38 protein-coding genes are annotated in these 26,568 nt (G+C 48.1%); 3 read left to right on the forward strand and 35 right to left on the reverse strand.

Annotation, left to right across the window (positions count from 1 at the left end; translation table 11 throughout):
- The 34 genes from Q0Y65_RS02015 to Q0Y65_RS02175 form a co-directional block, all read right to left on the reverse strand.
- Positions 1–324 (reverse strand): hypothetical protein, encoded by a 324-nt coding sequence (locus tag Q0Y65_RS02015; protein WP_297956229.1) that lies wholly within the window; start codon positions 322–324, stop codon positions 1–3.
- 4 nt (positions 325–328) lie between these two features.
- Positions 329–745, reverse strand: a complete 417-nt coding sequence (locus Q0Y65_RS02020; protein ID WP_297956232.1) for a Gp19/Gp15/Gp42 family protein — start codon at positions 743–745, stop codon at positions 329–331.
- Positions 745–1,848 (reverse strand): hypothetical protein, encoded by a 1,104-nt coding sequence (locus tag Q0Y65_RS02025; RefSeq protein ID WP_297956235.1) that lies wholly within the window; start codon positions 1,846–1,848, stop codon positions 745–747. Before Q0Y65_RS02025 ends, Q0Y65_RS02020 begins: the two co-directional genes overlap by 1 nt.
- 15 nt (positions 1,849–1,863) lie before the next feature.
- Positions 1,864–2,844 (reverse strand): DUF4355 domain-containing protein, encoded by a 981-nt coding sequence (locus tag Q0Y65_RS02030; RefSeq protein WP_297956238.1) that lies wholly within the window; start codon positions 2,842–2,844, stop codon positions 1,864–1,866.
- Positions 2,845–2,854: 10 nt separating this feature from the next.
- Positions 2,855–4,273: a terminase large subunit gene (locus Q0Y65_RS02035; protein ID WP_297956241.1), complete on the reverse strand. Its 1,419-nt coding sequence runs from the start codon at positions 4,271–4,273 to the stop codon at positions 2,855–2,857.
- A 26-nt stretch (positions 4,274–4,299) separates the two neighbouring features.
- Positions 4,300–4,641: an HNH endonuclease signature motif containing protein gene (locus Q0Y65_RS02040; protein WP_363293492.1), complete on the reverse strand. Its 342-nt coding sequence runs from the start codon at positions 4,639–4,641 to the stop codon at positions 4,300–4,302.
- A 60-nt stretch (positions 4,642–4,701) separates the two neighbouring features.
- Positions 4,702–4,881 (reverse strand): hypothetical protein, encoded by a 180-nt coding sequence (locus Q0Y65_RS02045; protein ID WP_173459085.1) that lies wholly within the window; start codon positions 4,879–4,881, stop codon positions 4,702–4,704.
- Positions 4,882–4,885: 4 nt separating this feature from the next.
- Positions 4,886–5,101, reverse strand: coding sequence for a hypothetical protein (locus Q0Y65_RS02050; RefSeq protein ID WP_173459084.1), 216 nt, complete (start codon positions 5,099–5,101; stop codon positions 4,886–4,888).
- Positions 5,102–5,152: 51 nt separating this feature from the next.
- The gene (locus Q0Y65_RS02055; RefSeq protein WP_173459083.1) at positions 5,153–5,293 is read right to left on the reverse strand and encodes a hypothetical protein; all 141 of its coding nucleotides are present in this window, start codon (positions 5,291–5,293) and stop codon (positions 5,153–5,155) included.
- A gap of 4 nt (positions 5,294–5,297) precedes the next feature.
- Entirely contained in the window at positions 5,298–6,665 is a 1,368-nt protein-coding gene (locus Q0Y65_RS02060; protein WP_297956249.1) for a hypothetical protein, read from the reverse strand.
- Positions 6,662–7,888 carry a hypothetical protein gene (locus tag Q0Y65_RS02065; protein WP_297956252.1) on the reverse strand — a complete coding sequence of 409 codons (1,227 nt, stop codon included), beginning with the start codon at positions 7,886–7,888 and terminating at the stop codon, positions 6,662–6,664. Before Q0Y65_RS02065 ends, Q0Y65_RS02060 begins: the two co-directional genes overlap by 4 nt.
- A 457-nt stretch (positions 7,889–8,345) precedes the next feature.
- Entirely contained in the window at positions 8,346–8,891 is a 546-nt protein-coding gene (locus Q0Y65_RS02070) for a hypothetical protein (RefSeq protein ID WP_297956255.1), read from the reverse strand.
- Positions 8,879–9,130, reverse strand: coding sequence for a hypothetical protein (locus Q0Y65_RS02075; RefSeq protein WP_297956258.1), 252 nt, complete (start codon positions 9,128–9,130; stop codon positions 8,879–8,881). The genes Q0Y65_RS02070 and Q0Y65_RS02075 overlap by 13 nt, the downstream gene beginning before the upstream one ends.
- The gene (locus Q0Y65_RS02080; RefSeq protein ID WP_297956261.1) at positions 9,120–9,266 is read right to left on the reverse strand and encodes a hypothetical protein; all 147 of its coding nucleotides are present in this window, start codon (positions 9,264–9,266) and stop codon (positions 9,120–9,122) included. Before Q0Y65_RS02080 ends, Q0Y65_RS02075 begins: the two co-directional genes overlap by 11 nt.
- Before the next feature lie 147 nt (positions 9,267–9,413).
- Positions 9,414–9,590, reverse strand: a complete 177-nt coding sequence (locus Q0Y65_RS02085; protein ID WP_297956263.1) for a hypothetical protein — start codon at positions 9,588–9,590, stop codon at positions 9,414–9,416.
- Positions 9,590–9,937, reverse strand: coding sequence for a hypothetical protein (locus Q0Y65_RS02090; protein ID WP_297956266.1), 348 nt, complete (start codon positions 9,935–9,937; stop codon positions 9,590–9,592). The genes Q0Y65_RS02085 and Q0Y65_RS02090 overlap by 1 nt, the downstream gene beginning before the upstream one ends.
- Positions 9,934–11,160: a DEAD/DEAH box helicase gene (locus tag Q0Y65_RS02095; RefSeq protein WP_363293493.1), complete on the reverse strand. Its 1,227-nt coding sequence runs from the start codon at positions 11,158–11,160 to the stop codon at positions 9,934–9,936. The genes Q0Y65_RS02090 and Q0Y65_RS02095 overlap by 4 nt, the downstream gene beginning before the upstream one ends.
- A 59-nt stretch (positions 11,161–11,219) precedes the next feature.
- The gene (locus Q0Y65_RS15715) at positions 11,220–11,309 is read right to left on the reverse strand and encodes a helicase (RefSeq protein ID WP_363293494.1); all 90 of its coding nucleotides are present in this window, start codon (positions 11,307–11,309) and stop codon (positions 11,220–11,222) included.
- Positions 11,290–11,595, reverse strand: a complete 306-nt coding sequence (locus Q0Y65_RS02100; protein ID WP_297956269.1) for a VRR-NUC domain-containing protein — start codon at positions 11,593–11,595, stop codon at positions 11,290–11,292. The genes Q0Y65_RS15715 and Q0Y65_RS02100 overlap by 20 nt, the downstream gene beginning before the upstream one ends.
- A 278-nt stretch (positions 11,596–11,873) precedes the next feature.
- Positions 11,874–14,303, reverse strand: coding sequence for a virulence-associated E family protein (locus Q0Y65_RS02105; RefSeq protein ID WP_297956272.1), 2,430 nt, complete (start codon positions 14,301–14,303; stop codon positions 11,874–11,876).
- A gap of 20 nt (positions 14,304–14,323) precedes the next feature.
- On the reverse strand, positions 14,324–16,387 hold the full coding sequence (locus Q0Y65_RS02110; protein ID WP_363293495.1) for a DNA polymerase: 2,064 nt from the start codon (positions 16,385–16,387) through the stop codon (positions 14,324–14,326).
- The gene (locus Q0Y65_RS02115; RefSeq protein WP_297956275.1) at positions 16,324–17,106 is read right to left on the reverse strand and encodes a DUF2815 family protein; all 783 of its coding nucleotides are present in this window, start codon (positions 17,104–17,106) and stop codon (positions 16,324–16,326) included. Before Q0Y65_RS02115 ends, Q0Y65_RS02110 begins: the two co-directional genes overlap by 64 nt.
- Positions 17,107–17,124: 18 nt before the next feature.
- Positions 17,125–18,294 carry a DUF2800 domain-containing protein gene (locus tag Q0Y65_RS02120; protein WP_297956278.1) on the reverse strand — a complete coding sequence of 390 codons (1,170 nt, stop codon included), beginning with the start codon at positions 18,292–18,294 and terminating at the stop codon, positions 17,125–17,127.
- Positions 18,294–18,815 carry a hypothetical protein gene (locus tag Q0Y65_RS02125; RefSeq protein ID WP_297956280.1) on the reverse strand — a complete coding sequence of 174 codons (522 nt, stop codon included), beginning with the start codon at positions 18,813–18,815 and terminating at the stop codon, positions 18,294–18,296. Before Q0Y65_RS02125 ends, Q0Y65_RS02120 begins: the two co-directional genes overlap by 1 nt.
- An 86-nt stretch (positions 18,816–18,901) precedes the next feature.
- Entirely contained in the window at positions 18,902–19,090 is a 189-nt protein-coding gene (locus tag Q0Y65_RS02130; RefSeq protein WP_109725508.1) for a hypothetical protein, read from the reverse strand.
- Between the two features lie 280 nt (positions 19,091–19,370).
- Positions 19,371–19,703, reverse strand: coding sequence for a hypothetical protein (locus Q0Y65_RS02135; RefSeq protein WP_297956283.1), 333 nt, complete (start codon positions 19,701–19,703; stop codon positions 19,371–19,373).
- A gap of 19 nt (positions 19,704–19,722) precedes the next feature.
- The gene (locus tag Q0Y65_RS02140) at positions 19,723–20,022 is read right to left on the reverse strand and encodes a DUF3846 domain-containing protein (protein WP_297956285.1); all 300 of its coding nucleotides are present in this window, start codon (positions 20,020–20,022) and stop codon (positions 19,723–19,725) included.
- A 13-nt stretch (positions 20,023–20,035) separates the two neighbouring features.
- Positions 20,036–20,266, reverse strand: coding sequence for a hypothetical protein (locus Q0Y65_RS02145; RefSeq protein ID WP_297956288.1), 231 nt, complete (start codon positions 20,264–20,266; stop codon positions 20,036–20,038).
- On the reverse strand, positions 20,259–20,888 hold the full coding sequence (locus tag Q0Y65_RS02150) for a hypothetical protein (RefSeq protein WP_297956291.1): 630 nt from the start codon (positions 20,886–20,888) through the stop codon (positions 20,259–20,261). The genes Q0Y65_RS02145 and Q0Y65_RS02150 overlap by 8 nt, the downstream gene beginning before the upstream one ends.
- Positions 20,889–20,902: 14 nt before the next feature.
- Positions 20,903–21,121 carry a hypothetical protein gene (locus Q0Y65_RS02155; RefSeq protein ID WP_297956294.1) on the reverse strand — a complete coding sequence of 73 codons (219 nt, stop codon included), beginning with the start codon at positions 21,119–21,121 and terminating at the stop codon, positions 20,903–20,905.
- 11 nt (positions 21,122–21,132) lie between these two features.
- Positions 21,133–21,396: a hypothetical protein gene (locus Q0Y65_RS02160; protein WP_297956297.1), complete on the reverse strand. Its 264-nt coding sequence runs from the start codon at positions 21,394–21,396 to the stop codon at positions 21,133–21,135.
- Between the two features lie 14 nt (positions 21,397–21,410).
- Complete coding sequence (locus tag Q0Y65_RS02165; protein WP_297956300.1) at positions 21,411–21,617, reverse strand: hypothetical protein; 207 nt, start codon at positions 21,615–21,617, stop codon at positions 21,411–21,413.
- Positions 21,618–21,641: 24 nt separating this feature from the next.
- On the reverse strand, positions 21,642–21,875 hold the full coding sequence (locus Q0Y65_RS02170) for a hypothetical protein (protein ID WP_297956302.1): 234 nt from the start codon (positions 21,873–21,875) through the stop codon (positions 21,642–21,644).
- Positions 21,876–21,902: 27 nt separating this feature from the next.
- Positions 21,903–22,115: a helix-turn-helix transcriptional regulator gene (locus Q0Y65_RS02175; protein WP_297956305.1), complete on the reverse strand. Its 213-nt coding sequence runs from the start codon at positions 22,113–22,115 to the stop codon at positions 21,903–21,905.
- 170 nt (positions 22,116–22,285) lie between these two features.
- Between Q0Y65_RS02175 and Q0Y65_RS02180 the strand changes: the two genes are divergently transcribed.
- The 3 genes from Q0Y65_RS02180 (at position 22,286) to Q0Y65_RS02190 (ending at position 25,588) form a co-directional block, all read left to right on the forward strand.
- Entirely contained in the window at positions 22,286–22,771 is a 486-nt protein-coding gene (locus Q0Y65_RS02180; RefSeq protein WP_297956308.1) for a helix-turn-helix domain-containing protein, read from the forward strand.
- A gap of 40 nt (positions 22,772–22,811) precedes the next feature.
- On the forward strand, positions 22,812–23,909 hold the full coding sequence (locus tag Q0Y65_RS02185; protein ID WP_297956311.1) for a site-specific integrase: 1,098 nt from the start codon (positions 22,812–22,814) through the stop codon (positions 23,907–23,909).
- 488 nt (positions 23,910–24,397) lie between these two features.
- Positions 24,398–25,588, forward strand: coding sequence for an ATP-binding protein (locus Q0Y65_RS02190; protein WP_297956312.1), 1,191 nt, complete (start codon positions 24,398–24,400; stop codon positions 25,586–25,588).
- A gap of 103 nt (positions 25,589–25,691) precedes the next feature.
- On the opposite strand, the gene Q0Y65_RS02195 is transcribed toward Q0Y65_RS02190, so the two are convergent.
- Positions 25,692–26,558: a hypothetical protein gene (locus tag Q0Y65_RS02195; RefSeq protein ID WP_297956315.1), complete on the reverse strand. Its 867-nt coding sequence runs from the start codon at positions 26,556–26,558 to the stop codon at positions 25,692–25,694.
- Positions 26,559–26,568: the final 10 nt, after the last annotated feature.

Raw genomic sequence — 26,568 nt, forward strand, 5'->3', positions numbered from 1 at the left:
TCACTCCAATGTCATCTCTATATGTCGCACTCGCGCCGAACCGTAACGAAGATCCTTGACGTCCATAACTGTAAGGGCATCATGCGGTGGAGCTGCTGCCTCTATAATGCCGCGGACAACTCTGTCATCACACTTTGGCAAGTACGTTGTTGAGGCTTCAGGGATATTAACAAAGATATTATTGCGTGAATGCCGGTCATTTCCTCCCGTCTGTCCCACTGATGGCTGCCAGTAGATGCGACTTGTCGTATGTCTTATGTATGCAGGAGCTCTGTTAGCTACTGTTTTTTCGTAGATCGTGCAGCCCTCACAGTTCGTAAACATCATATCACTCCTTTTCGGTGTCGTATATCTCAATTGCTCCGTACACCTGACGGAGCAACCCGAGATCCTTAAGTTCATTTCGCAGGAAGTATAGGGACTGCCCTGCATTTAGGTAGGTCATCTGAATACTGTATGATCCGTTTGTCTCTGAGCCATGGGAAAGGGCAGGAGTATCATCGGAAACAGTATTGAGCGCTCTGACCGTAGCATTGATTACAACATTTTTTACTGCAAGGCTATAATCCTCACCGTCATTCTCGTCAGCCAACATTTTATCTATGTCTTTTCCGTATTTCTTAGCCTGTATCCTAAGTTTAGCGGAAGCCATGTCAATAATGCTTTGTGCTGCTTCCTGCTGCTGATTGGTCAACTGATACCCGAGCGCTAAGATATCATTAACCGTGCAGTATGCCGTACCCATTACTCTGCGATGTCGTCAGCTTCTACCGTAAGGTATGTAACAGCCTTGACTTTGCTTGAGCTGAGGTTTACGACCTCAATCACATCACCTGCGGATACTGCGATTGCAGTTGTGCCAGATGTGAGGGATGTACCGCCATAAGCAGTGCTCGTCATATCGAAAGTTGCACGCTCTGAAGGATTAACCTTGTAAGCGTATGTTGTGCCAGTATTGCCTGCTGTAACTGTTGCAACCGTCTTGCCGGTTGAGCCTTCGCCTGTAGCCTTTGCAAGGGAAGCAGTAAGGGAGCCGGGGACGTATACTGCACGAATAGCAACGCTGCGGAGAACCTTATGAGCGTATACTCTACGGCCCTGTACAGCAGATGCGCCGATGTACTTACCAGATCCTGCAAGATCCTGAATGTGTACGGGTACCTGCCACTCATGCACTCTTGTTGCAAATCTGGGGTGACCTGCAAGCATTGCAAGATTTGCCGTGCTGTCATTCCATTCCTTTACCAGGAAGCCCGCGATCTGACCTACGACGCCGTTTTTCTTTACGTCATCACCCAGAGATGATGCACTGATGAACTCAGGGCTCTTAAGGATCAGAGCCATTGTATCAGGCGTAACAAGCAGATAACGTCCAACGGCAGGGATCTTAGCCTTGGTCATCGCTGTACGAACATCGACGATAGTATCATAGATATTTGTCTTGGAGATTGATGCCACATTCATAGGTGTTGATCCTGCGAGCAGTACAGTTCCGCCGTCGGTATCTATTCTCTCTGCGAGGCTGTAGCCTGCGCTGTCAAGACGATCCGCTACGAGCTTATCGGGGACGGACTCAGCATCGTAGCCGTCGATGATCTCGTTTACAGCCTTATCCTTGTCGATAATGAGGTCTGTATAGCTTGTAGAGCCGTTAGTAGCTGTGATACCGTTAGCCTTGTCGTAGTCCGATACTGCGACCTCAGTGTCACGTACCGGGATCTTTACAGAACCGGAAGTAGGATCGCCCTCGTAGTCGTTGTTGAATACTAATCCGTCAGAGAGCACAAGCTCATTACGAAGCTTGGCAAGTACAAGATCGGAATAGCGTGTCTGTGCTTCGTGTGCCATAATTCTTTTTCCTCCTTAGTTTTCTTTCAGTTTGGGGTTTCTTGCGTAGAACTCACGCTCAACGCCTGTCATCGCGTCATTGTGCTCAGGTGAGAAGCGTCTTGGCTGATGAGTAGACTTGCAGGTGATCTGCGCGAATGACTCAGCATCTTTCTGGATATCCTCGGCAGTTTCACCAGAGATCTTGTCAGCCAGTTCGATAGGAAGGCCACTCTTGAGAGCTGCATCGAGCTTAAGATACTTCAGCTCATACGACTTGCTTTCCGCTTTGGCAGCATCGAGAGCCGTCTGATGTGCCTCAGGAGAGATATAGCCCTCGTACTGAGCCTTTGTCTCTGCAACAGCTGCATCGACAGCAGGCTTGATAGCTGCATCAAGCTCTTCCTGTGTGGTGATAGGTTTGAATTCCATTGATTTTTCCTCCTTTGGTTTATATTTCTTTGTAACTCCTGCATTTATCTGTGCAGGAACAGCAACAAAGCTCCACTCGTAAGCATCGGTGATGTCATCGAGAATGTGGTGACATATTTTACCGTCGTATTCTTTGCCTTTTCTGTGCTCGCAGTCTTCCTGATAAGTATCAACTCCGCAGATAGAGCACGTTCTCTTGGCAGATGAACACGATACGCTTACTTCCTTCTTGATACCTGCGTCGATTTCGGAAATGAGGTTTTTATTAGCGTCAGTGCGCACCATGTAAGCCATTCCCTTAAGGTATTTATAAGGGCGGCCGTCTTTTGTTGTGCGCGAACTGTCAGCTACGACCTCAGTATCGAATACTCGCGCTTCCTGGTTGTTTGCAGTGGGGTCGTGGTCGAATATTCCTGTTTTTCCAATGAATAGCTGCTGCATTTTTTCAAGTGCAGCATCAGAAAAGCGTTCCATATCACGATCTATATCGTTGTCGCAGAGCGTGATAGGGAAAACATAGAGCTCTTCTTCTTTGAACTCTCTCCTCGTGAAGGAGTTGATCTTATCAAGTATTTTCTTTTCCATTATGCACCTCTTAGTACGTTATTACCTGCTTTTTCTTTTCTTTCTCCTTAGCGCACAGCCAATGAGCAAGGGACGCAGACTCAAGCAGGGAGACATCTGCGCCTTTAAGTATCGAGCTGTATCCATATCCGCCACTGCTGCCGATAGCTCTATGTTCACAATTGGCAGCAGCCTGCGCAAGTGCAGGCTGCCCTTTATGGCATATCTTATCCTCAAACAGCATCTTTTCAAACAAAGTATTGGCTTCAATGACTTCATTGACCTTCGGCATGATCGCCTTGCATTTTACATCGGCATCTTTCATGTCCTGCTCAAGGATACTCTGATTGCCTGCTCCGTCGATCACGACGCTGACGGCGTTAGGGTTCCTCAGAAAATCAATGATCCATGTGTTGCCCTCACGCACGCTGCGGCAGTCGATAGCCTCCACAAATACCTTATTGTCGGCTGTTTTTATAGCAGCGGAAAGAGATACATTTGATGTTGTTTTGGCATATTTTATGCCAAAGTATATTCTATGGGGCTCTCTGAGCTTAGGCAGCTCGGTAATAGCATAGCTGTCCCATTCCTTGCGGCTTATGGCAGATTTCTGAGAATAAGCTATCCACAAGCCGAGACGCTGAATGTTGTCGTCGATCTGATCGTCGCCGAGCTCCGAGCGTATCGTTCTCTCGCTGAGAATATACCCGAGGGAAGGGTTGGTATCATACCAGAGCTCAGGATCGTGCGCATCAGTGAGCTCAGGGACGGACCATTCAGCCCAACCGCTGTCCGCGTTTGCACCGGTAAGGGTCTCTTTGCGGTACTTCTGGAACACAGAGCCCGAAGATACTGCCGTCGGCGGAGTACCGCACATAAGTGTCTGTGGATTTTTGCTGTCAGTTACAACATACTTAAGAGCCGACTCCTGATCAGAAGTGTACTCCTGAGCTTCGTCGATAATAAGCAGATCATAACCTTCACCGAGTCCGCCCTTACTTGATCGGGTTCGGAAGTTGATAACTCCGCCGCCGTCCTTGAGCCACTCAATATGCTCCAAGCCCATTTGTTTTGTGGTCTTGAAATCAACGCCCTCAATGTAGCCAGCCTTTACGAGGCGGTCAATACATTTTTCCCAGGCGTTGTGTGATGTGGTTGTTCGATGCGCTGTGTAGAGCACCCTCTCATTATGAGATACGCCATACACAGCACGCATTATAAGGAGCTCAGATTTACCATTTCGACGTGGTATAGACCACCCGAATTTCATGTGAACCCATAGACCGTCCTCGTTGATCGCCATGATATCTTCCAAGAGCAGTTCTTGCCACTCCTGCGCAACTCTGTCGGTGCTGTTATATATCAATATGGCTTCTGTTCCGAGTGATTGTGTATATGGGAGAACGACTGATATTGTTGGAGTCTGTCTGCCTCGCCGCTTTTCGCTCACCAGATCAGCTCCTTTCTGTTATAGGCTCATAGGCTCTTCCAGTCAAACGTCAAAGGAAGCAGCCGATTGGAAACGACTTCCGTTTCGGCTTTAAAGTCCTGCTTTGGTGATAGCTTATCAGATTTCTGTCGGTTGCAGCACAGGTGTGCAAGCTGTAGGTTGCTGATGTCGGACGGGTGTCCGTTTCTGGCAATAGGAATGATGTGATCTATACACGGGCTCATAGGGTGCGGGAACTTAAGGCTAAAGTCCACTCTCTTACCGCAGATACCGCAGACTTCCTGCGTTGCATATATCTTCTTTTTGTTCGAGTTGAACTGCGCTCGCTGCGTACCATTATGATCTGGACGCAGATTTGGCATATACATCACCTCCGACAGGGTATAAAAATAGCACTTGCGAGGGACATTTGTGTCCTTAGCAAATGCTTAGTGTTCTTTAAGTTCTACGCAGAATACATGGTCGAAGTTATATATTCCAATCCACGCACCTTTCTGCTTTACGATGATAGCTTTTCCGTCGTAAGCGTAGTCGTCCCATTCTCCTTTGCCGTAGGAGATAGTCTCACCGCTCTTGAAGGTAATCTCTATTCTGTCAGCACTTTCCACTTTCTCACCCCCTCCGAAGATCTTCCTGTGGACGGTTCTCCATAAAGCGGATAGCCTCGCCGATGTGGAAGATCGCCATTTGGTTTGCTGCACTCGTGTGCTTCTTCTCCTTCTGGAGCTTCCTGAGGTGATCGCGTACCGTCTCAAGCATATCATAGTCGTTGAAGTCGAGCAGCAGCTTTTCAATCCTCATATCGTCTATTTCGTCTTTTGTCGGCACGATAGCACCTCCTTTAGGGCATAATAAAACCGCCCTCAGGTGAGAACGGTTTTATTTTATATCGTTTGCTTCTTTTATTTCCTTCATTCTTTCAAGATGTTTCTTGAATTCGTTATCACTTTCGGCTTTATTTTTAAAGCCCTGTTTTTCAGGCATTTTGTAGCCGTCGTATTCTTCGTATTTATTTTTCATATCATCAGCCCCCTTTGATAATACTGTACTTTATGCCTAAAATATCATACATTTCGGTATAAGCTCTGTCAATATCCGCGCCTTCTCTATAACGATAAGCAATTTCATCATGGATCAACTTCGGATTGTTTATACGCTTGCCCGGATTGTCATATTTGTATACCTGCCCATTATGCCCAACCGCTATTCCAAACAATGTTTTGTTGTCGTAAGACTTATTTATGTCGTCAACGCTCGGCGGGTAGCCTTCTGGGTGATTGTGCAAAGTAACAAGCGGAATATTTTCTTTTTTAGCTTTTTTTAGCAATGACGTTATTTCGTCGTTATAAGAAATACCGCTTGGGTATGTCATTTCAATCTGCTTTGCAAGTATTTCGCCTGTTTCGGCATGGATAAAATACATATCCTCGTATTTGGTTCCGTTTCTATGGGCTATTGCTTCTTTTGCGCATTCGCGTAAAGAGCTATTAACAGCAGCATTATCAGTAATGCTATCAAATTTAGCCGCAAACTCAGCCGAATTAATATAATCCATGTCAGCATTCACAGAATACTTGCCGTATGGTACGTTGAATTCCTGCTCCCTTTCTCTTTCTTCTATTATACCACTTCTTTGACCATTTGTCAATCGCGTGGGCATATTTCTTGCCTGTATTTCCGCAGCCTGCTCAGGCGTGAACCTTATCGGCGGCGGAGCTCCTGCTCCGACCTCAGGGGCAGTCCAGGAACGCTTTGACCACACGTCCTGCCTTTGCTTGCCGTTCTCGTATGTCGTAGTGCAGCCGCAGTTGTCATGGCGTCGGTATACGTCGTCAGGCTCAGTGCCGTAAACGTATCGACCTGCAAGTCTGTTGCACCATTCGCAGCATTTACCGTCGGTCTCACGATTGATATACACCTTGAGCCCTGCATCGTTACGGAAACTTGCATTGACCTTTATGTAGCTGTCGTGGAAGCCCTTTGATACATTCGCGACGCCTGTGTTTGCCCTGCGCTTTATAGTATTATCCGTGACTGTTGGATCAAGGAGAGAGTGCGCGATTTGCTCGGCACGGTCTGTCGGGAACGCTGCTTTCTGAGGTCTGATGTGTATACCTGCTGCCTGGTCAAGAGCTGTCTGCACCTGAGCGCAGATAGTATTAATCTCCTCATAGTTACCTCGCAGCAGCTCCATGCACACTTCCTCACGCTCTATTCCTTCAAGGTCGAGTACATTTGCACCGAAGACGCTGCCTGTAATATTGGAGTAGATCTCCGAATAGTATGCAGTATCCTTGAATGTAGCTGTCCCCGCCTTGATCTTCTTTAGCACGGCTTTCAGCCGAGGATCCGTTGCAGTGCGAGCCTCGATTAGATCCTTGATGTCTGTCATTCTGCATCACTCTCCAAGCCTGTGAGTCTGTGGACAGTGTTTTCGCCGACGAAGTCAGGAACTGCCTGATTGATCTTATACACAGCGTCACCAATAGCACCGATAGCCGAAGCGTCAGGCTCAAATATAGGAGCCCATGATACTCTTGCATTAGCGAAGGAGCGTCTCTCATACGCAGTGTCATCGCGTATGCACGCAGCGAGATAGCCCGCGTTGATAAATCCAACGCCAAAGTTTCGCTGACCTTTTCTGGTACTAAGGCGGAGCTGCTCGTGACTTGCCCTGATAGCATCGTAGCTCTGAGGGTTGTCCGTCGAGAACCCGAGATCGTCAAGGGTAAGTCCTGTCTCTCCTGCAAACATTGACGCGAGCATTCTCATGTGCTCGATGTGCGGAGCCATGCTCTGCTGCTGAAACTGCCCCAGTGACGGCACTTTCCCTTCATCGTCTTTAGAAAAACTAAGGAAAGTCGAGAGAGTGGCAGCCTTATTGTTAAATTCTGCGTCCTGGGCTAAGCCAACAATGTACTTCTGCGGTACGCTGTAGAACTCAGCTCCGACCTCTGTACGAAGGAGTGTGCGAAGTGCGCACTGAACTATATCCATGCAGCTGCGCGATATACGCGAGTGTCCGAATGGACGTCGCGCATCTGGGCGGTAGATCAGCGGTACAAGAAGAGCATACGGAGCCTTGTGAGTGAACACATCGACAGGCTCTGACTTGCCGTTCTCATAGTATACAGTCTCACCGGGGCGGAAATACGCCTCCAACAGCGCATCACCGTTATCTGCTCGCTTCAGTACCGCATAGCCTTCCGTGAGCATATTTGTAACCGGGTCGATTATACCTGTGGCGTTACCGCCGTCGACGCACTCAATGGTCGGGTATCCGTCGTAGTCCTTATCTATATACAAGAAGCTGCACGACGAGATCAATGCTGATAGAATAGAGCTGTCGAAAAGAATATCCGCGTTATTCTGACTGTATATTTCGTTCAGCATAAAGTCGTCTTTTTCAATCTTGTCAAAGAACATTCTATCTGCGATACTGTCAACAGCTTTACCACACCAACCGAGAGAATATGTCATGGTTTTGAATTCAGGCGGTATGAGAGCGGTTATTTTTCTTACGGTGTTTTTCATGTCATAATACTTGTACCTTAGGTTGACTCGCTGAGCCTTAGTGCGCAGCTTTGACCTGAGGTACTCAATGCCGTATTCCATGTTTTTCCTCCTTTCAGCGAGAAATATGAGCAGTGACGGTGTGAATGTCTTCATCACTATCTCTGGGGGTACCCCTCCCCCCATAGGTGGGGGTTGTTTAACCGTATAACAAAAATACCGCCTCAGCTGAGACGGTATTTTTGTTCTTTGAACGGTGGTTTGTTCGACCAAAGAGGTCTTGGCCTCTGATGCAGGACTCGAACCTGCTGTTGACCCTGACGACATTAACTTCGCCGTCGTATCAGAGAAGGGGCGTCCGAATGCCGGAGACAACAGCATTCGGGACGATCTGGAAAACATAAAGCCATTTCCTGCAGAAGGGGCCCGAGATCGCGGAACCATTGAAAGACAAGACATGAAAATGTGCACAGCGATCTCCTTTTTGCAAACTTCTACGAATACAGTATAGCATACTTAACAGCGGACGTCAATAGGAAAAAGCGGACATCAGCGGACATTAGCGGACATAGGCGGACAACTTTTCAAGCGCCTCGCCGTAGAGCCTACGTTCATGTCTTGATGAGTACCCGATCGCCTTCGCTGCTTTGCCCGGTTCAATACAGGCGAGGTGACGATAGATCAATATTGACTCAAGCCTGCTGTCATGAAGTCTCCTTATGCTTTCCCTTATTTCTTCGTCAAGCTCGCGGACCCTAAGTACCTGCGCATTGATCTCCTTGTCTATATCAGCAAGCTCATCGCAGTATTCGGCAAGTGCGAGCTCCATTGCATTTTCATTACTTCCGCCGCCGGTGCTGCCGCCGTATTTTACGCCTTTAAGCCCTACGGATCCTGCTATGGAATGCCTGTACGCTCTTAATGCTTTCAGTTTTATGTTTGCTTCAAAAGCTCTGTTCAGCCATTTTGCGGTAACTCTTTGTTTATCTGTCATCTCATCTTTCCTCCATTCCTCGTCTGAGACGTACCCCTTGTTGTCAGCGCAGTGTACGATAACTGCCGCCGACACTAATGTTATGATTATCGGGACTATTATCCCCAGCATACTTTCGCCTCCTTGCCGATAAGTTTCTCAGCCTCTGCCTGATGGCGCCATTCATATCTGCACTCGCCCTCACTGCACTGGCCTGCATATCTGCAGCTCACGCAGTCTCCATACCCGAGGCGCTGCACGTCATTCATTGCACTTCCAAGAAGCTTTATCGACTCGGCTCTGCTTGCTTCAAGCTCATTGACATAAGCAATTATCTCCGGCTCTGTAAACCATCTTCCCTTAATAAACATCCTCGTTGTCCTCCCGGGTAAGCCCCATTTCGCCTCTCATCTCCAGGAAGTGCTGCTCCGCCTGCTTTCTGCCGATGTGCATTCCCATAAGGTAGATTGCCAGGGCCACCGCGGCCGATGCTATAACTAAGATCATCAATACTCACCTCGCAGTATCATATCAAACGCTATAATTTCCATTCTACAAGCTACTATTTTACCGCATACAGGGCAATAAAAGAACGTAGGCGGGCAAGATGTTATTGGACTGAGAGCCTTAATAAGATCATCTGTATTCATCTCCCTACTCCTTTCCGACCTTTTTGACTATCTTATCGTACAGGTCATTCGCCTTGTTCTGGTCCTTATAGTTCGCGAAGAACGCCGCTCTCAGAACAGGACGCGTCTCCTGTAGGAGCTTCCACAGCTCCATGTTCTCTTTTTCCATTGCAGCCATGTGCAGAATATCAGTATCGCTCATTATTTGCCCTCCTCAAAAATCGTAATAAACTTCATGTATTTACGCCGTTTACTGTCGACCTTTTTCAATTTGTCGATAGCGGCTTTATGCGCCTTATGATCTCCGCGCTCAAGCGCTGTGTGCCTGAGTGCATCCTGCTGCTTCATTCCGTAGACACATAGCTCGACGCGCTCACCGATTGCGGACTTCCACACTTCCACAGCATTGGTGCCGTAGATCAGATCTGACGCAGTGGCAAGTTTTGCGAGGATCCTTACCTCACGAACTGTGATACGGGCTTTATTGAGGAACTTGTCTGTATCCATAGTCAGGCTCCTATCCTCGCCCATAATCATTTCTACAATCATTTTCCCTTCACTCCCTTGATCCTTGCCTTAAGCGCCGCCAGCAGACTTTCCTGCGTCGCGTCCTTGTCTTGCAGGGAAGCCATTACCATCTCGTCTGCACTGTCCTTGACGATAAGGTGATGTATGATGACCCTGTCCCGTTGTCCTTGCCTGTACAGTCTCGCATTTGCCTGTTGGTAAAGCTCCAGGGACCAGTTAAGACCGAACCAGATGATGTGGCTGCCGCCTGCCTGAAGGTTAAGTCCGTATGCAGCCGATGCAGGGTGCGCAAGCAGCACACTCAGCTCGCGTCGGTTCCAACGGTCTATGTCCTCGGGCGTCTTAAGCTCGCCGAAGTTTACTTTTGCCTTCTGCAGCAGCTGCGATATACGCTGCAGCTCATGTCTGAAGTTGTAGAATACCAGTACGGGCTGCCCCTGGGCTGCTTCGATGAGCTCCATGAATGCTTCGGTCTTGCAGCTGTGTACTTCCACCGGCGTACCGGCAGGGGTGTACGCAGCTCCGCCTGCCATTTGCAGCAGCTTATTCGTCAGGACTGCTGCAGTGCCTGCGTCAAGAGTCTCCTCGTCGACTTCAAGGAACATATCATGCTCGAACTGGTCGTACAGCTTCCTCGCCTTCGGATCCAACTCTACCGGGACGATGATGTCCTGCCTCTCAGGAAGCTCAATATAGTCCTCGGCCTTCATGCTCACGCATATATCTGAGATCTTCTGCTTTATCAGCTGCTCAGCTCCCGGGCGCTCATCGAAGGTGGAGAAGTTGCCGCCATGGGTATTCTCGTTGAAGTAAGCTCTGCGGTATGCCGTGATACTCTTGCCAAGACGTTCTCCGCTGTCAAGCAGATAGATCTGCGCCCAGAGATCCATAAGGCCGTTAGGAGCAGGCGTGCCGGTGAGCCCGACAAACTTGCTGATGTGAGGTCTTACCCAGGTGAGACACTTGAACCTTTTAGCCTGCGGGTTCTTGAAACTGCTCAGCTCATCGGCGACAACCATGTCGAACTTCCAGTCATTTCTGTAGTGATCTACAAGCCATTGCACATTCTCACGGTTGATAACATAGATGTCCGCAGGTGTGTTCACAGCTCTGATCCTCTGCGCAGCTGTACCGAGAACCTTTGAAATCCTCAGGTGCTTGAGGTGATCCCACTTCTGAGCTTCGCTGCTCCATGTTGCTTCTGCGACCTTCTTAGGCGCGATAACTAAAGCCCGGTTTATCATGAAGCGATTATACTTCAGGTCGTTAATGGCCGTTAATGTTATTACAGTCTTTCCGAGGCCTAACCCATATCCAGAAACAATCCTACTGCGGGCTCGTTGATTATCCTGCCAATGCAGTAAGCCTGGTATTTATGTGGTCTGAATATCATCGGGCATCACCTCCTCGTTTAGAATTTCCCTGACCTTTGCCTTGGTATCCACATCTGCGTAAACGCGGCAGCCGAGATCCCTCAGGCGTTTCTGCTGCTGCCGCTGCTTCGGTGTGCTTTTCTTGCCTTCCGATTTCGTCTCTACAAAGAACACTTTCCCACCTGGGAGAATACATACCCTGTCAGGCACTCCTGTCTCGCCGGGCGAGACAAACTTATACGCCTTTCCTCCCAGCTTCTTTATTTCATCCCTGAGGTAAGCCTCAGTGACTTTTTCGCTTTCCATTTTCAGCCTCCTCGTGCTACATTGTAACGATTTGCCCTATTATATATATTACAGTATAGGATTTATAGATATTATAGGGGGCATTATACCCTATACTTTCTATCTTTTAATACTTATATATAAAAGAATGTTACAATGTTACAATATAAAGTATATGCCTATTTACCGCCGTTTGCGTTTGAAACATTTTTATAACATTCTTGTAACATTCTTTTTGTTTGTTACATTAACATTTGTAACATTCTCACTATGATTTTCTTGAATGCCAGAATAGAATGTTACAACTTTTGAAACCCTCTTTGCACACCGTATCCTGCCCCAAAGCGTTCAGTTTTCTCAGCTCTTTTCCACCCCTCCATTCTCGACAGTATGTCGTTGATCTCTCTGGAGTCTGATTTCTTCATGTATTTTACATCGCCGCCGAAGCACTCAGCCCATATCTCAAGGGCGCATACTCTTGTACGCTCCACAAGATCGAGAGCACTATCGTTTTTGCGGCCAAACTCGTCGGACCAGTAGGATCTTCTTTGCTGCAGAGTCCTTTTACTCCAGTCCGCAGGTATCTTCCTTTCAATGAATTCGCGGACGATACCTTCCTTTGCATTTGCTTCTCTGTGGGACTCCTGCTCCACTAAGGCAGCGGCCGCAGCTGCGCCCTCAAGGTAAAGCTTTTCCCCGACCTGCCATCTGACATAGGCTTCCGCCCAGATCTGAGGTGCTTCGAGCTCAAGCTCTGTGAACACAGATTTTGTAGGAGCTTTGGCCATACAGTCTATCGGCCAGAAGCGACGACCGCCGGTGCTGTCCTTGAGGTACTCTTTCTCATTAGAGGTGCCGAAGAACACGCAGCGCCTCGGATAACGTCCTGTGCGCCTGCCGTATGGTTCTCTATAAATATCATCTGCCTTGCTTAAGAACTGCTTGACCTGGCCGCTCTCGGACTTGCTGAGGCCGTTGAGCTCACCGAGCTCGATTATCCAACTGCCCTGTATCATCTCGCAGGCTTCCTTACCGTCGAAGCTGTCGAGGCTGTCGTTGAACCAGTTGCCCGCCATTATCTTGAGCAGTGTCGATTTACCTATGCCCTGAGGTCCTGATAGGATAGGCATGGTGTCATACTTTACGCCGGGGATCATAGCTCTGGCCACGGCAGCAGTAAAGGACTTCCTTGCTACAGCCCTGGTGTACGGAGTATCCGCGGCGCCCAGGTAATCAATAAAAATGGTATCGAGCCTTGGTATGCTGTCCCACGGTGGGAGAGATCTGAGCCAGTCCTGCACAGCATTGAAGCTGTGTCTGCGGAAGCAGAGAGTGCAGGCATCTGTTATTTTGTTGATACCTGTTATACCGTAAGCTCTTTCGAGATAGTGTCTTATGCCGGCATCGTCGTTGTCTGACCAGTCGCGCTGCTTCTGCCTGAGGTCCCAGGGGACGGCTTCCTTGATAAGCACGCGGTTAGAAAAATCATCGAACGCAAACTTATTCTTCAGCAGCGGATCATTTTCAAGTATAATGAGTACGTTATCAATAGTCTTCTGCAGCAAGCCCGTTGATGTAACTGCGAGCTTTGACTCCCAGTTGTCATCGACATTAGTGTCGGTCGCAGTCTGAGCTGCGTTCTCAGGCAGGGGCATAGAGAACTCAGCTGTTGCCTTGCCCCTGCGCTCCTTTGTCAGAAGGGTTGTTACTGCGTTGTCAGATGCCGCGAGCTCGCACATAGCAGTGTAGCTCGGCAGCTTAACTGTTGGAGTGCCTTCCTTCGCCTCTGCATCCGTGTCGGAAAACTTATGAAGCCTTACGAGGTCGAACGCATTGCAGAGTTTTCCACCTGCGGGATCCGTAGCGTGATTACTGTATAAGAACTTGCCGTCATCGTAAATAACCGCACCGCCTGTGGTAGAGCCGCCTGCATAGGTGTATCGGTCGCTCTGAGCGGTTTCTGTATAGACCCCGGGAAGGAACTTGTCCATAGCTGCATATATGTCATAGATGCGGCAGAACGCGCCGACAATGCCTGCCTTCTCTGTCGGGTCGCCCTGCTTGGCCGCGAGCTTCTTACGCAGCTGAGGCGCATTAGGCACATCAGGCCACTGTGCTATATCATGCCAGTCTCCATAGAGTGCCAACATACCATCAACTGACAGAAACGGCTTATCCTCCCATGCGTATACATACTGGCTATCGGACGAAGCTGACGGCCAGTACATCAGGCGTGAAGCCTGGAAGGTGGTAGGGTCGCAGAGCTCAATACCTATCAGCTCAGCGAGCTTCCTCGCGATAGGCTCGTATTCATCAGGGGTGCAGCACCTATCAAGAGGGAAAACGCCCCTGAGCCTCGGACGCGCGGGCTCATGCTTTCGCGTAGAGTACACACAGTATCCACAGTTTAGCGATGAGATCCTCTGCAGAACAGTGTTAGTCTGCTCCGCGGGTATACTGTCCATATCAAGTGTGATCAGATCGCGGCCTGTCACTTTGTCCGCTTTTCTTTTCTCACCGTTGAATGTACCACCCACAAAGCCGCCGACGTCCTTAAGCTCGTCCTGCTTTGCCTTCGGGAGCTGCAGGTAATGTTTTAGCGTTTCCGTGCCTCTAACGGGCGACGCGAGCTTTGTTACCAGCTCGGACCATAAAAGCGCCTGTGCCTTCCACGTTGACGCCTTACGGCTGACGCCCGTTGTTATTACTATTTTTCTATCGTATTGCATTTTTCTGCCTCCCTTAGAGGTTAGTCTTTCATGTAGTAGTTGCTCTCAAAGCCTGCTGCCTTGAGTGGGAGCCCCGGTGCCCACGGTATCGGGGTGCCCATAAGGTCACACGCAGCGTCGACGCTTACCTGGTCTCGGCCGCAGTCTATGACCGCCTCGTCGTGTATGTGCATAACTACTTGCAATCCTGCTGCATCGAGCCTTTCAAGAGTTACAGCAAGACAGTCTCGGGCTACCGCCTGCACTATATTCTCTGTGAGTTTACCGCCGTAGGTAGCAATGACGCCCCATTTGCCCGTTTTCTGATTGACGCCGTAGTAGTGCAGCGCCTGTTTACCGAGGTCATTCTCAGCAAGGAAAGGGTGAGGATAAAAGAGCTTGCGGCCACTCGGGAGCTGCACTGTAAAAAAGTCAAGCCCTGCACCGCAGTCATATTCTCTTGCAAATATGATGTTCTGATTAATGCCGACTCTCTGACCTGTTGCCATTACCTCAAGCGCAGCATTCTCGCAGGTGTACCAGAGATCTCTTATTCTCGGATTAGCCTTACGCCAACGCTGTACGATATCGGGAAGCTCGTCCTCAGAGAGCCCCATATCAAGTGCGCCCATGTTAATAAGAGCACCCGCGCTGCCCTGGTAGCCGAGAGCGAGCTCGGCGACTTTACCCTTAGCGCGGAGCGAATACTCAGGGTTGCCCTTCTTGATCTTCTCGATAGGGACGCCGAACATACTTGATGCAGAAGCCTCATAGATCTTACCGTGAGTGTTGAATACCTCAAGTCTCCACTGCTCTCCTGCGAGCCATGCTATAACTCTTGCCTCAATGGCTGAGAAGTCCGCCACAACGAATTTGTTGCCCTCAGACGGGATGAATGCTGTTCTGATCAGCTGTGACAGTGTATCAGGCACATTACCATAAATGAGCTTTATTGCGGCCGTATTCTTATTTTTTACAAGGTCCCTGGCCGTATCTAAGGTATCCATATAGTTTCGAGGAAGGTTCTGAACCTGTATGAGCCGCCCTGCCCAGCGCCCGGTGCGATTACCACCGTAGAACTGGAGGAGACCCCGCGCCCTTCCGTCACTGCAAATGCACGTTTCCATAGCCTCATATTTACTTACTGAAGACTTGCCGAGCTCGCGTCTGATCTCAAGCACTCGGTTCACGTCAGAGCTTGGTAAGTCACGGTCAAGTAATTCTGCGACTTTAGCTTTACTAAGTGTGTCGATGTCCTCAGACAGCTCCTTAGTAAGCCACTTCTTAAGCTGAGATACTGACTTTGGATTTCTGAGACCCGTAAGCTTTGTAGCTTCGGCCATAAGCTCATCAGTAATACAAGCGTTGCAGTGGAGAGCGCCCTCGATGAGATCCCTGTCAAGATTAACGCCGTAAGCGTTGATCCTCATATCGAGTTCCCATTGTCTCTGTACATCATCACTGACGGGGAAGGCTGACAGTATACGCCATATACTGTTTTCTGAATAGACGTCCTGCATACAGTAGTCCTTGAAGATCTTCCACTTCTCGGGCTCATGCTGCGGCAGGTTACGCGTGCGGCCGCCGTTGGCCTTAGTAGGTTTACAAGGCTTGCAGAAGTAGCGGATGAGCGATTGCCCCACGCCCATTTTCTTTTTATCCTGCGGAAGCTTCAATGCCTCACCTATAGCGGCAAGCCCACTGGGATAACCGAGGTAGAGGCCATGAAGCATTGTGCAACGCCACTGCTGCAACCATTCATTCTGAGTCTCCTGAGGCAGCTTGAGGTGCTTCGACAGACAGTACCACTCAAACGCTGCATTGTATGCCCGTTTCGTAACATTAGGGTCAAGCATGGCGATCTCTATATCAAAAGGGATGCGCTCCCTGGCTGTAAGGTCAACTATCTGTACGGGCTCGTCATCAACACGATAGGCAAAAAGCAGTATTTGAAACTGAGGGGACTGCACATATTTGTACAGTCCCGATTTCTTCAGGTCAACATCAGAATAAGTCTCGATGTCGATAGATAGATTAGTCATCAGAACGGGAGCGGTCCGCCAGGGAAGCCCTGAGCCGGGGCAGGCTGAGACTGAGGCTCCCATGTAGCAGCTCCGTAAAGCTGCTGTGACTGCTGCGGCTGCTGCTGATAGGGAGCAGGCTGCTGCACAGGTGCTGAGTAAGGCTGCTGCGTATATGCAGGCTGCTGCGCGGGTGCTCCGTACTGCTGTGCAGGCATACCGTACTGCTGCGGCTGCTGCTGATAAGGAGCAGGCTGTCCAGGAGTAAAGGCAGCGGCTGCACTGCCGAAGTCCTGAGCTGCGGTCGAGCCGCCGCCGAGGGGCTCACCGTCGCGCAGCTTCTGTACGTTGCCGAGTCCGCAGCCGATGCCCTTCTTGCCTGCCTGATTGTAGGCGAAGAACCTTATGGATACTCTGCCGTAGCAACCGCTGTAAACAGAGGTAGCAGAAAGAATGGGCTGACAGTTTTCATCAACGACCTCAGGTTTCTGCTTTGTACTTGCCGTGAATACCCAACAGCCGCGGCACTCCTCACCGAATGGCTCACCGTTAGGACGGCGACCGTCGCCGTCGTGGATCGGGATCGCAGGCATAGCGGGCATCTGGCCGCCAAACTTTGTTGCTACACCGTTCTGAAGCTCTGCCTGTATCTCTCTGTCGATCGCTGCCTTTGTGGCTGTATCGCTCTTAGGGAGCAGGACGGTTACCTGGTACTTAGGATCTCCGCCGTTCTGGTTAGCTCTGGGCTCGAATAAACTTACATAGGAGAGTCGTACTTCTCCTGTTACGATAGTGTTTGACATATTGATAGTCCTCCTTGATTACTTAAAGTCTTCCGCTGCGGACGTCCCCTGGACGTATGCAGCTCTTTTGTCTGAGATCGGTGCAAGCGCAGGCTTGCCCTTGGACTTCTCGACGAGATCCGAGAAGCTGTCCGTGAATACCTTCTTGCCGAGCAACTTCTCAAGTGCTGCAGGCGAGAGAACCTTACGCTCATAGGCGAGGTCGCTGCTCTGTCCGATAGACTCAAGACGCTTCGGCACGTCGTCAGGATTGATAAAGGCTCTTGTGCCTCTGCCCTCGACTGCCTTCCAACCGCTGAGCTCACCGCCGTCGAGGATCTTGGCGAGTGCATACTCCTTGAGGTCCTCGTACCATGCTACGAGCTGCGCTCCCTTTGTGAGAGCTTCCGCGAGCTCTGCATCGTTAAGCATCGGATCCGTAGCGGTCGGATCGTTGTCGGGCTTTCTGAACTCATACTGTGCAAGCGCAAGGTTGTCCGCAGCACGCTTCTTGCAAGTCGCTGCAACCTTGCAGAACCTGCAGTGCTCACCGCTCTTGAACTCTCCCTGGCCGCTGAACGCGAGCTGTGCTGTGGGCTGTATAGAGAAGCCCCATGCGAGGAGATCGGCGGTGCTTATCGACCAGTCGTCAATATTGCTAAGTCTCGGCTGTACGATATGCAGCGTTATCTTATTGAAGCTGTATATGAGGCCGAACTTGCTGATAGCTCCGAGGGCGTAAAGTTTGAGCTGAGGGTTGTCCTCAGGTGAGACAAGTACGCCCTTGCCGTACTTAAAGTCGATCACATGAAGCTCATCGCCGAACAGTATCAGACAGTCGGCCGTGCCGGAGCCCTCAGGGGCGAATGTGCTATAGTCGACCTGCTCCTCGGCTCTGATCGTAGGCGGCCCGTTGAAACTTGTAGCGATCTTCTTTATGTAGTCGAGATACTCCTCGGTGTATCCGTCCATTTCGGGCTGATACAGCGGATCACTCTTGAGCTTCTTGAGATTAGCGGTGATAGACCGCTTAGGTATGGCAGATATGTAGCCTCTGAGCTTGATCTCACACATTGCATGGGCGAGTGTACCCTCAGCTGCATAGCTGCTTTCCTTGTCATCTGCTCCTGCATTGAGCTTAGCGGAAGGTGGACAGTTAAGCCACCTTGCCGAAGAGCTTGCAGAAAGGAGCGCGTGCGTTCCTGGCATTACAGTACACCTCCGAGAGAGCGCAGGCCGTTAGCAAACTCACCGTATCTTGCCTGGGGGAGCTCTGCAAGTGAGCTGACGCCGAAGGAAGCAATGAGCTTCTGGAGATCTGCGAGCTTGCCAGAGTCAGCGAGCGGACCGCAAGCTGCCTGCAGCTGTGCTATAGAGTACATCGGTGCCGATGTCGGAGCTCCTGTTACCTGGGGCGGAGCCTGTGTCTGAGGCTGCGCCTGAGGAGGCTGCTGCGGCATGGGCTGCGCTGTATACGCAGGTGCTCCGGTATACACAGGAGCCTGAGGGGTGGCAGGAACAGGAGCAGGAACAGGAGCAGGAGCGTTGTTGTAAGGAGATCCACCGAACTGCTGCACAGCGGTCTGCGCGGGGGCTGTCTGCACGGCGGGCATAGCCGCAGGAGCAGGTGCCTCTACCTTATAAGGGTACTCGTTGGACAAGAGGGCGATTACCTTTTTCGCCGACTCTGTTGTTACCTGGATAGTCATCTCGAATGTCTTCTCGTTCATAATTATTTACCTCCGTATTGATTATATTTGTACACCATTTGCAGGTGTCACCTATGATTTCAATGCTGCCGCAGTAAGGGCAGTGCTTAGGATGAGCGCCCATTTAGCTTCACCCTACGTATCTTGGCCATGATCTCCGGGATCGTATCCTTTACACGGAGTAAGCCGACAATGTGGCAGGTTATTTCGCGGTAACTTCCTCTGTCGTGCATCTCCTTTATTATGTCGATGTCGAGCTCGAAGTTTACGCCGTCGATGTCAGTTAATGTTATCATTCTGGATCCTCCTTCTTACTGTGTCTTGCATCACATACCCTGATCGTCATATCACGCGCCACCTGATAGGGGACACACAGGCAGCGGCCGACAATCTTTATAAGAGAGTCAATGGCAAGCATCGCCTCCGCTGATAGTTCAAGGGGGGGGGCCTGCTGCGCTTATCTCTGCTTCTTTTTCTTTTACTTTTATCTCTAACATTTGACATTTTCCTTCCTATGTGGTAAAATGTACCTGAAAGCTATTTTTGTGTTTGCTCCCTTCGGGGAGCTTTTTTCTTTTACAGTGAAGCTGCAGTCTCTATGAGGTCAATAGCTTCCTTTGCGCTTACACTTTCGACGCCGCTCTCTTTCAGCCGTGCGACCATTGACTGCCCATTTCTGTACCTTCTGAGGCAACGTTCACAACTCTGATTAAGCGATTCAAGAGCCATTCCGCATATCTTCATCAAGTCCTCGTATTTACGAGCAGTCCTGAGCTGGGAAGCTCCGCCTACAACTTGATAATTATTATAGTACTTTTCGTACTTAGCTTCTGCATCGGCCATTACGCGCATTATAAGCGCACGATTATGCTCTTTGCGTTGATCCTCAATTTTCTCTTCGTCGTACATTTTTATTCTCCCTTCATCTTTAGCCTCCGAACCTTAGCTTTATTCGGAGTGCCACTTCTGCCGGTATATCAGTAAATTCTTCACCGTCGACGCCTACAATGATCGCGGGCCCAACGATTTTAGTGCCTGCAATCGCAGAAGCTATGATGTTAGGAAACATCTGGTGAAGCCGTCCTTCCTCGTTAACGACCATAGCCGCCTGCCCCGGTACCAATGTAACTACTTCTATGTATCCGAGAACGGCCGCCTGCAGCGCATCAAGTGTATTTGCAATGTCGATTTCGCTGGGCCCCGATCTGTCTACCCGTATCGCTTTCAACTCAATCACCTCCTCAAATTCTTTTCAGCACGTCGCGCGCCAGGGCAGACAAGCTGTCACCTGTGACATTGATCTTGCGGTCAGACGAGTAACCTTCTGATGTCAACCAGTATACTGTTACGATCTCGATCTCGTCATCGAGTATCTCATACTCAGCCTTTAAGATGTCTCTGTCAATCGCCTTGAGGAGCTGAAGCAGCTCATGGCGGACGAAGTTAAACTTCTGCTCATGTACCTTATCCACTTATATCACCGTCCTTTCGTAGAGTTTCTATCTGCAGCATCTCTGCGCTGAAGAACTCGACGTATTTTGCGAGCTCCTGGTCTTTAGCATCGAGCTGAGCCTTGAGCTCGCGCCGCTCTTTTATCAGCCCTGCGACCTTTTTGCGGATACTGTCGAGAACCTCGTCCTCAGAGAAGATCTGTTTAGGCATACTGCCTATTATGATCGGCTCAGGCTCGTTCTGCTTCTTTTCTCTCTGCGCAGCTAAGGAAGCCTCAAATATCTGCTGCTTCTCCTCCTGTGAGATGTTTGCTGTTTTGCTGTGCTCCTGCTCCTCGATTTGTTCTCCTTTGCTGAGAGCGGCATCGAAGTCCTTGACGGCCTCAACGGCTTCGTTGATTATAGCCTGCTCCTTTGGAGCTTCGTCTATCAGCTCATCTTCGATGTGCTTCTTCTTGTGGCTGCCGCCGTTGAGGATCCTCAGATTGATACCGTGCTCTTTGAGGATATCTTTGATAATGCCTATTGATGACTCGTGCAGGTCTGCTTCGATCTGTACCTGCTTGCGCTTGTCCTTTGCACCGAGAATGTTTCTGACGATAATAGACTGCTCATTCTCGGAAATAGCTTTGCATTTGCTCATGCCCATGTACTCCTTTACTTCTTGATTGATGCCCACAAGCTGCGCCTGTTACGGTAAACAGCCCAACTGTCGCTCACCTTCTTGTATGCCCCTGGTCTCAGTGCTTCTCTCCTTGCGTCTGACTTCTCCTGTGAGATCCTACGCAGCTCAATGCGAAGTCTGCGCAGGCAGTAAAGCTCGAAGCAAGAGAGCACGATAATAAGTGTCTCACCCAGTAACTCGATCCTGTCCATGATCTGCCTCCTTACTGCACACCGAATTGACAGCACCACCAACGAACGAAGTGTCCTGTCGGTATCACGAAGCCTGCGTTGACCTTGCCCGGCTGCTTCTGTGCGATGCCCAGGTATCCGTGCTGCGTGATCGCATTGCGAACGCTGTCCTCGGAGCAGTGCCACCACTCAGCCAGTACCTTGACGGGTATCTGGAAGGGGTGAGCCTCGACGATCTCGGCAAGTTTCTCAGTATCCTGTGCGATAAACTCTTTGATCTTATCCGTTCCTGTCATAGTGATCGCTCCTTTCACTCGCTGTCCTCGTCGTCATCATCGTTGTAAACGACCTCGACGTGCTCGTAAGCAAACTTTATGAGCTTATTTGCGATAGCTGCCTTGCTTCTTCCTGTCTTGGCTACAAGCTCGTCAAGCAGTGCATTAGAGCAGCCGTCTACTCTGATAACTGTATCCTTGGACATCTTGCTTGGTTTGCCTTTGATGATAAGCTTATCCATGTACCCCTGCCTCCTTTCTATATCTTATCCTCGTCCTCCGTCTATGTACTCGTCAATCACGCACTTGCACAGTTCGCCAATGAATGATCTGAAAGATTTAAAGTACATAGCTTTCTTTGCTTCGTCCAACTTATCTCTCGGAGCGACAACAGTTAAACCACCTATGCTTCCGTCGTCAAGTACTGATATGACGAAGTACGCCTCTGCGTGTTCCATTACATTATCGGGCAAGGCGATTGTTGTATATTTTACATTCATTTAGCCTTCCTCCTTTGTTAGTTTCCTTTAGGAAACTAAATTTGCAAAAAAAATATTCATAATCTTGTCTTCTGTGAGATTAAGAACCTGAGATATTTTTACGATCTCCTCCTGCTTGAATGATGTTTCACCACTGATTCGTGAATATAGCGTCTTTTTGTCTATCTCGATAAGCTCAGCAAGCTTCGGGATAGAGAGACCGCATCTCGCAATCTCAGCTTTTAAGTCTGGAATGTTCAAGCTGCCCACCCTCCTTTCTTAAGAGAATGTTTCCTTTAGGACACTTAAAGTATATCACTGCTTTTGGTTTTTGTCAACCCCTTTAGGAAACTTTTTTTGAATTTTTTTGAAAAATAGTTGCATTTTAGAAACTTGCATGATATAATACCATTGAAAGGAGTTGACGGAGTATGAGCGAAATAGGTACTTTAATATATAATAGGAGAAAAGAATTAGACTTAACTCTTGAGGAAGTAGGTAACGCCGTCGGAGTTAGTAAGAGCACAGTAAAGAAATGGGAGAACGGACATATTTCAAATATGAGGCGAGATAAAATCGAAAAGCTTGCAAGCGTACTCCAAATAAGTCCCGTAAGGCTCCTCAATGTAAAAGAACGCAAAACAATTACTTATGACCGTGAGAAGATGGAACTATATAAAGACTTCTTTAAGGAACTCAATGATGAATATAATATAGAAAAAGACGAAGATAATATATGGAAGAAAATAATTAATTACTTTAGTGTAGATATAACTGAAGAGTCCAAGTATGCGCCAGTTAAAGATGAAAACTTCACAAGAATTAAAATCGCGTATGATAAGCTCAATGACACAGGAAAGAAAAAAGCCGTTGAACGTATAGAGGAGCTCGCAGAGATCGAAAGGTATAAAAAATAAGCCCCTGCCGATTAGGCAGAGGCCGTGAAGGGGTGATTACATGGGCAGACCGAAAAAAGATGCTCCGAACAGAGCTGACGGCCTATACGAAGTTAAGGTCACGATCGGTAAGGACTTTAGCGGCAAGCTCATTCGTAAGAGCTTCTACAGCACTGTGAGCAAGGCTGACGCCAGAGCTAAGGCGGAGCAGTACAAGATAGATCATGCTGTTTACGAAGCCACCGGGGCGATGCCCGCACCGCCTGTGATGACCTTCGAGAAGTGGGCCAACAAATGGCTTGAGACGTACAAGAAGGGTGTGGTCAAGGATCACACATACCTTTTCACTTACAAATCTAACATCGACAAGTATCTCGTTCCGTACTTCGGTAAAGCTCGCATAAGTGAGATACAGCAGATAGATGTGCAGCAGTATTTTAATGCTATCCGGGGCGAGACAGGGGAGCCACTCGCAAAGTCGACACTGGATAAGCACAAGCTCATTCTCAAATCAATGTTCGACGCTGCCATTGATAACGACCTCTGTTATAAGAACCCTGTCAAAAACATTAAATTCCAACACGTCTCAGATGCAGCAACCAAAAACGTATGGACGAAGGAGCAGGCAGAGGCAGCAGAGAAATATGCTCGCCGGGTGTATCGACTCGACATCGTACTATATCTCAACACAGGGCTGCGTCGCTCCGAGCTGCTCGGTCTTAAATGGTCAGACATTGACTTCGACGGGAATACTCTCCATGTTCAGAGAGCTGTGGTGCAGACAAAGGGCAAGATCGTAATTGATCGTCCGAAGTCAGCGACATCGGACAGAGTCGTTCCGTTCTCAGCTGAGTTCGGCAGCTACTTAAAGAAGTTCCAGAGCGATAACGAATACGTCCTGGGCACAAATGGAGTGATGTCTCCCGGAACGTATGCAAAGAACTTCAGTGGGTTTATGAAGAAACTGAGTGCTGCAACAGGCGTGCCGGTACTTACTCCGCACGAGCTCAGGCACACATACGGTACACTGAGAAGGGAAGAAGGCGTGGACATCTACACCATTCAGAAGGTTATGGGGCACGCTGACATCTCGATAACAGCAGACATTTACGTTCACAACGATATTAATGTACTGAAGAAACGTCTCAACCTCGATTAATACTACGACACTTCTACGACATTTATCTCATTTTTTCTAAGGTTTTGAAAAAGAATGGGTTCTTGCTAAAGCCGATATTACGTTGATTTAGCATGAAATAATAAAAGAGGATTTTCCTAAAAATAATGACTGGAACTCGTGTATACGTTAATAGCGTATCGAGGGTTCGAATCCCTCTCTGTCCGCCATTGAAAATAGCCTGTATTTAGCAGAAAACGCTAAATACAGGCTTTTCTGTTATCTATGCAAATGTAGTCAGAACTGCGCGTGTGACATTGAAACTGCATAAAATCACACGAAAATGCAGGGGGTGTCACACGAAAAATCACACGAAATCCACTTTAAGGCTGTTCCAATATCATTACTCGGCTCCCATATATGGGAGCTGAGTTCCTATATAACACAAACATTCTATTTCCCATTTTTAAAATATTATTGATTTTGGGAAACAGATGTGATATAATACTAATAAAGGAGCGTGAGTGCATATGAAGCTTATAGAACGAAACGATTATTTGGATAAAGTCATAAATGTAATAGGCACCCCGGATATCAAAGTAATCACCGGCGTTAGACGTAGCGGCAAATCGAAGCTACTCGAAGCATTTAAGAGTTATGTGACTTCAAACGTGCCGAACGCCAATATTATTCATATCAATTTTAATCTTCCCGAATATGAGGATCTAACCGAGTACCGTCCCCTCTATGACCACATCAATGCTGCTTATAAGGCGGGAGTTGAAAACTTCGTATTGATAGACGAGATTCAGATGTGCAATAACTTTGAGAAAGCGATAAACGGTCTGCACGCTTCTGAGAAGTTCGATATCTATATCACAGGTTCAAATGCTTTTCTTTTGAGCTCAGACCTTGCTACTCTATTCACAGGAAGAACTTTTGAGATCAAGGTATATCCATTCTCCTTTGCGGAGTATGTGAAATACTTTGGATACGATGACCTGTACGCTGCTTTTGATAAGTATATCAGTGAAGGCGGTATGGCAGGCTCTTATGTCTACAAAGACCAAGAAACTAAATATGACTATATCGAAGAAGTGTTTGACACATTGATCGTCAGGGATATCCGCAGAAAATATAAGATACGCAATACTGCTCTTATGGACAGACTCGTGGACTTTCTCATGGATAACATCTCTAACCTCACTTCCGCAAGGAACATATCAGATACATTCAATAGCAATAAGGATAAGATCAATCATAAGACTGTCGGCTCATATATGCAGTACCTTTGCAACGCTTTTGCCTTTTATAAGGTACGGCGCTATGATATTAAAGGTAAAAAGTATTTGTCCACGACAGAGAAATATTACCTCAGCGACCATTCCTTTCGCTACGCAAAGCTCGGAACAAAAAATATGGATTATGGCAGGATACTTGAAAACATCGTTGCAATTGAGCTTCTGCGTCGAGGATACGAAGTCTACGTTGGCGTTCTCTATAAAAAGGAAGTCGATTTTGTAGCCATAAAGCGCGATGAGAAAGTGTATATTCAGGTCTCTGACAATATCTCTGATGACAAGACTTTCCAGCGAGAGGTATCTCCGCTTCTGTCTATACAAGATGCATACCCCAAGATACTGATTGCAAGGACACGGCACGATGCTTATCAATATGAAGGAATCAAAATCTATGACATCGCTAACTGGCTTGCAACTTGAATTGATTCACATGACTAAAAGGCGAAATTATGTTACAAATGAAACCAGCTCCCTTACGGGAGCTGATTCTGTATAATAATAATATCCATTATCAAAAGTAGATTCAATGGATTATGCCGTTGCTATACTCTTCCAAGAAATCGGCAGCACTGATACCGCCCTTTATGAGATGACTAAACCTAATCAGTTCTTTAGGGCATTCGTCCATATCTGACTCTTTGCTTGATTCGATACGGAGTATAGAGAAATCTCTTTGTATAAACACACCGCCGCAGGAATGAAAATCGTTCTTTTCAAATATCACGCATCTTAGAGTCATATCATTAATATCACGACCTGTGGTTGTTAAAGGGCTTATGTTATCCTCAACGACAACAGCAAATGTATTGTCACATGTGAATACGACAATATCACCAATTGCGTATCTATGCGGTATCCAAGCGTACGAACTGTATATGCTCCAGTTGATTCTGTCGTTATATAGATTCCACATATCATACGGCTCGCCCTGTTCATTGATAAGCGCTGTTATATCTGTAACATTTTCAAATTCATTTATTCTCGCTTTTACTATACAAAACTCATTTCCAGAATAACTATTCTTTATTCCATCTATGGCTGCTTCAAATGTATCGAATGTTCCATGGAACCCGATATCATCTGTGGCGTGAGCGTTGTAAACATGATTGCTGTCAGGACGGTACATATCGTCAAGAACCTTTTCTGTAGAATCGATGTACTCTTTTAAAGCGGACTTAAAGTCTTTTTCTCGACAGTTGTATATTCCCTTATTGAAATCTTTTGCTGAATATGTATCATATATCTCTTTCAGCGCTTCTAACTTCTTCTCTATTGAACATCTGCGGCTACGGACTATTAGTATGCATTCTATCGCAGGTTCGAGCGCCTGATTTCTAAGATGTTCTCTCAGAGTATCTGAGTCAATAAAATCAAGTAAGGATGTTTTCATGAAAATCACT

Origin of the sequence: uncultured Ruminococcus sp. (assembly GCF_947301925.1) — a bacterium.
GTDB lineage: Bacteria > Bacillota > Clostridia > Oscillospirales > Ruminococcaceae > Ruminococcus.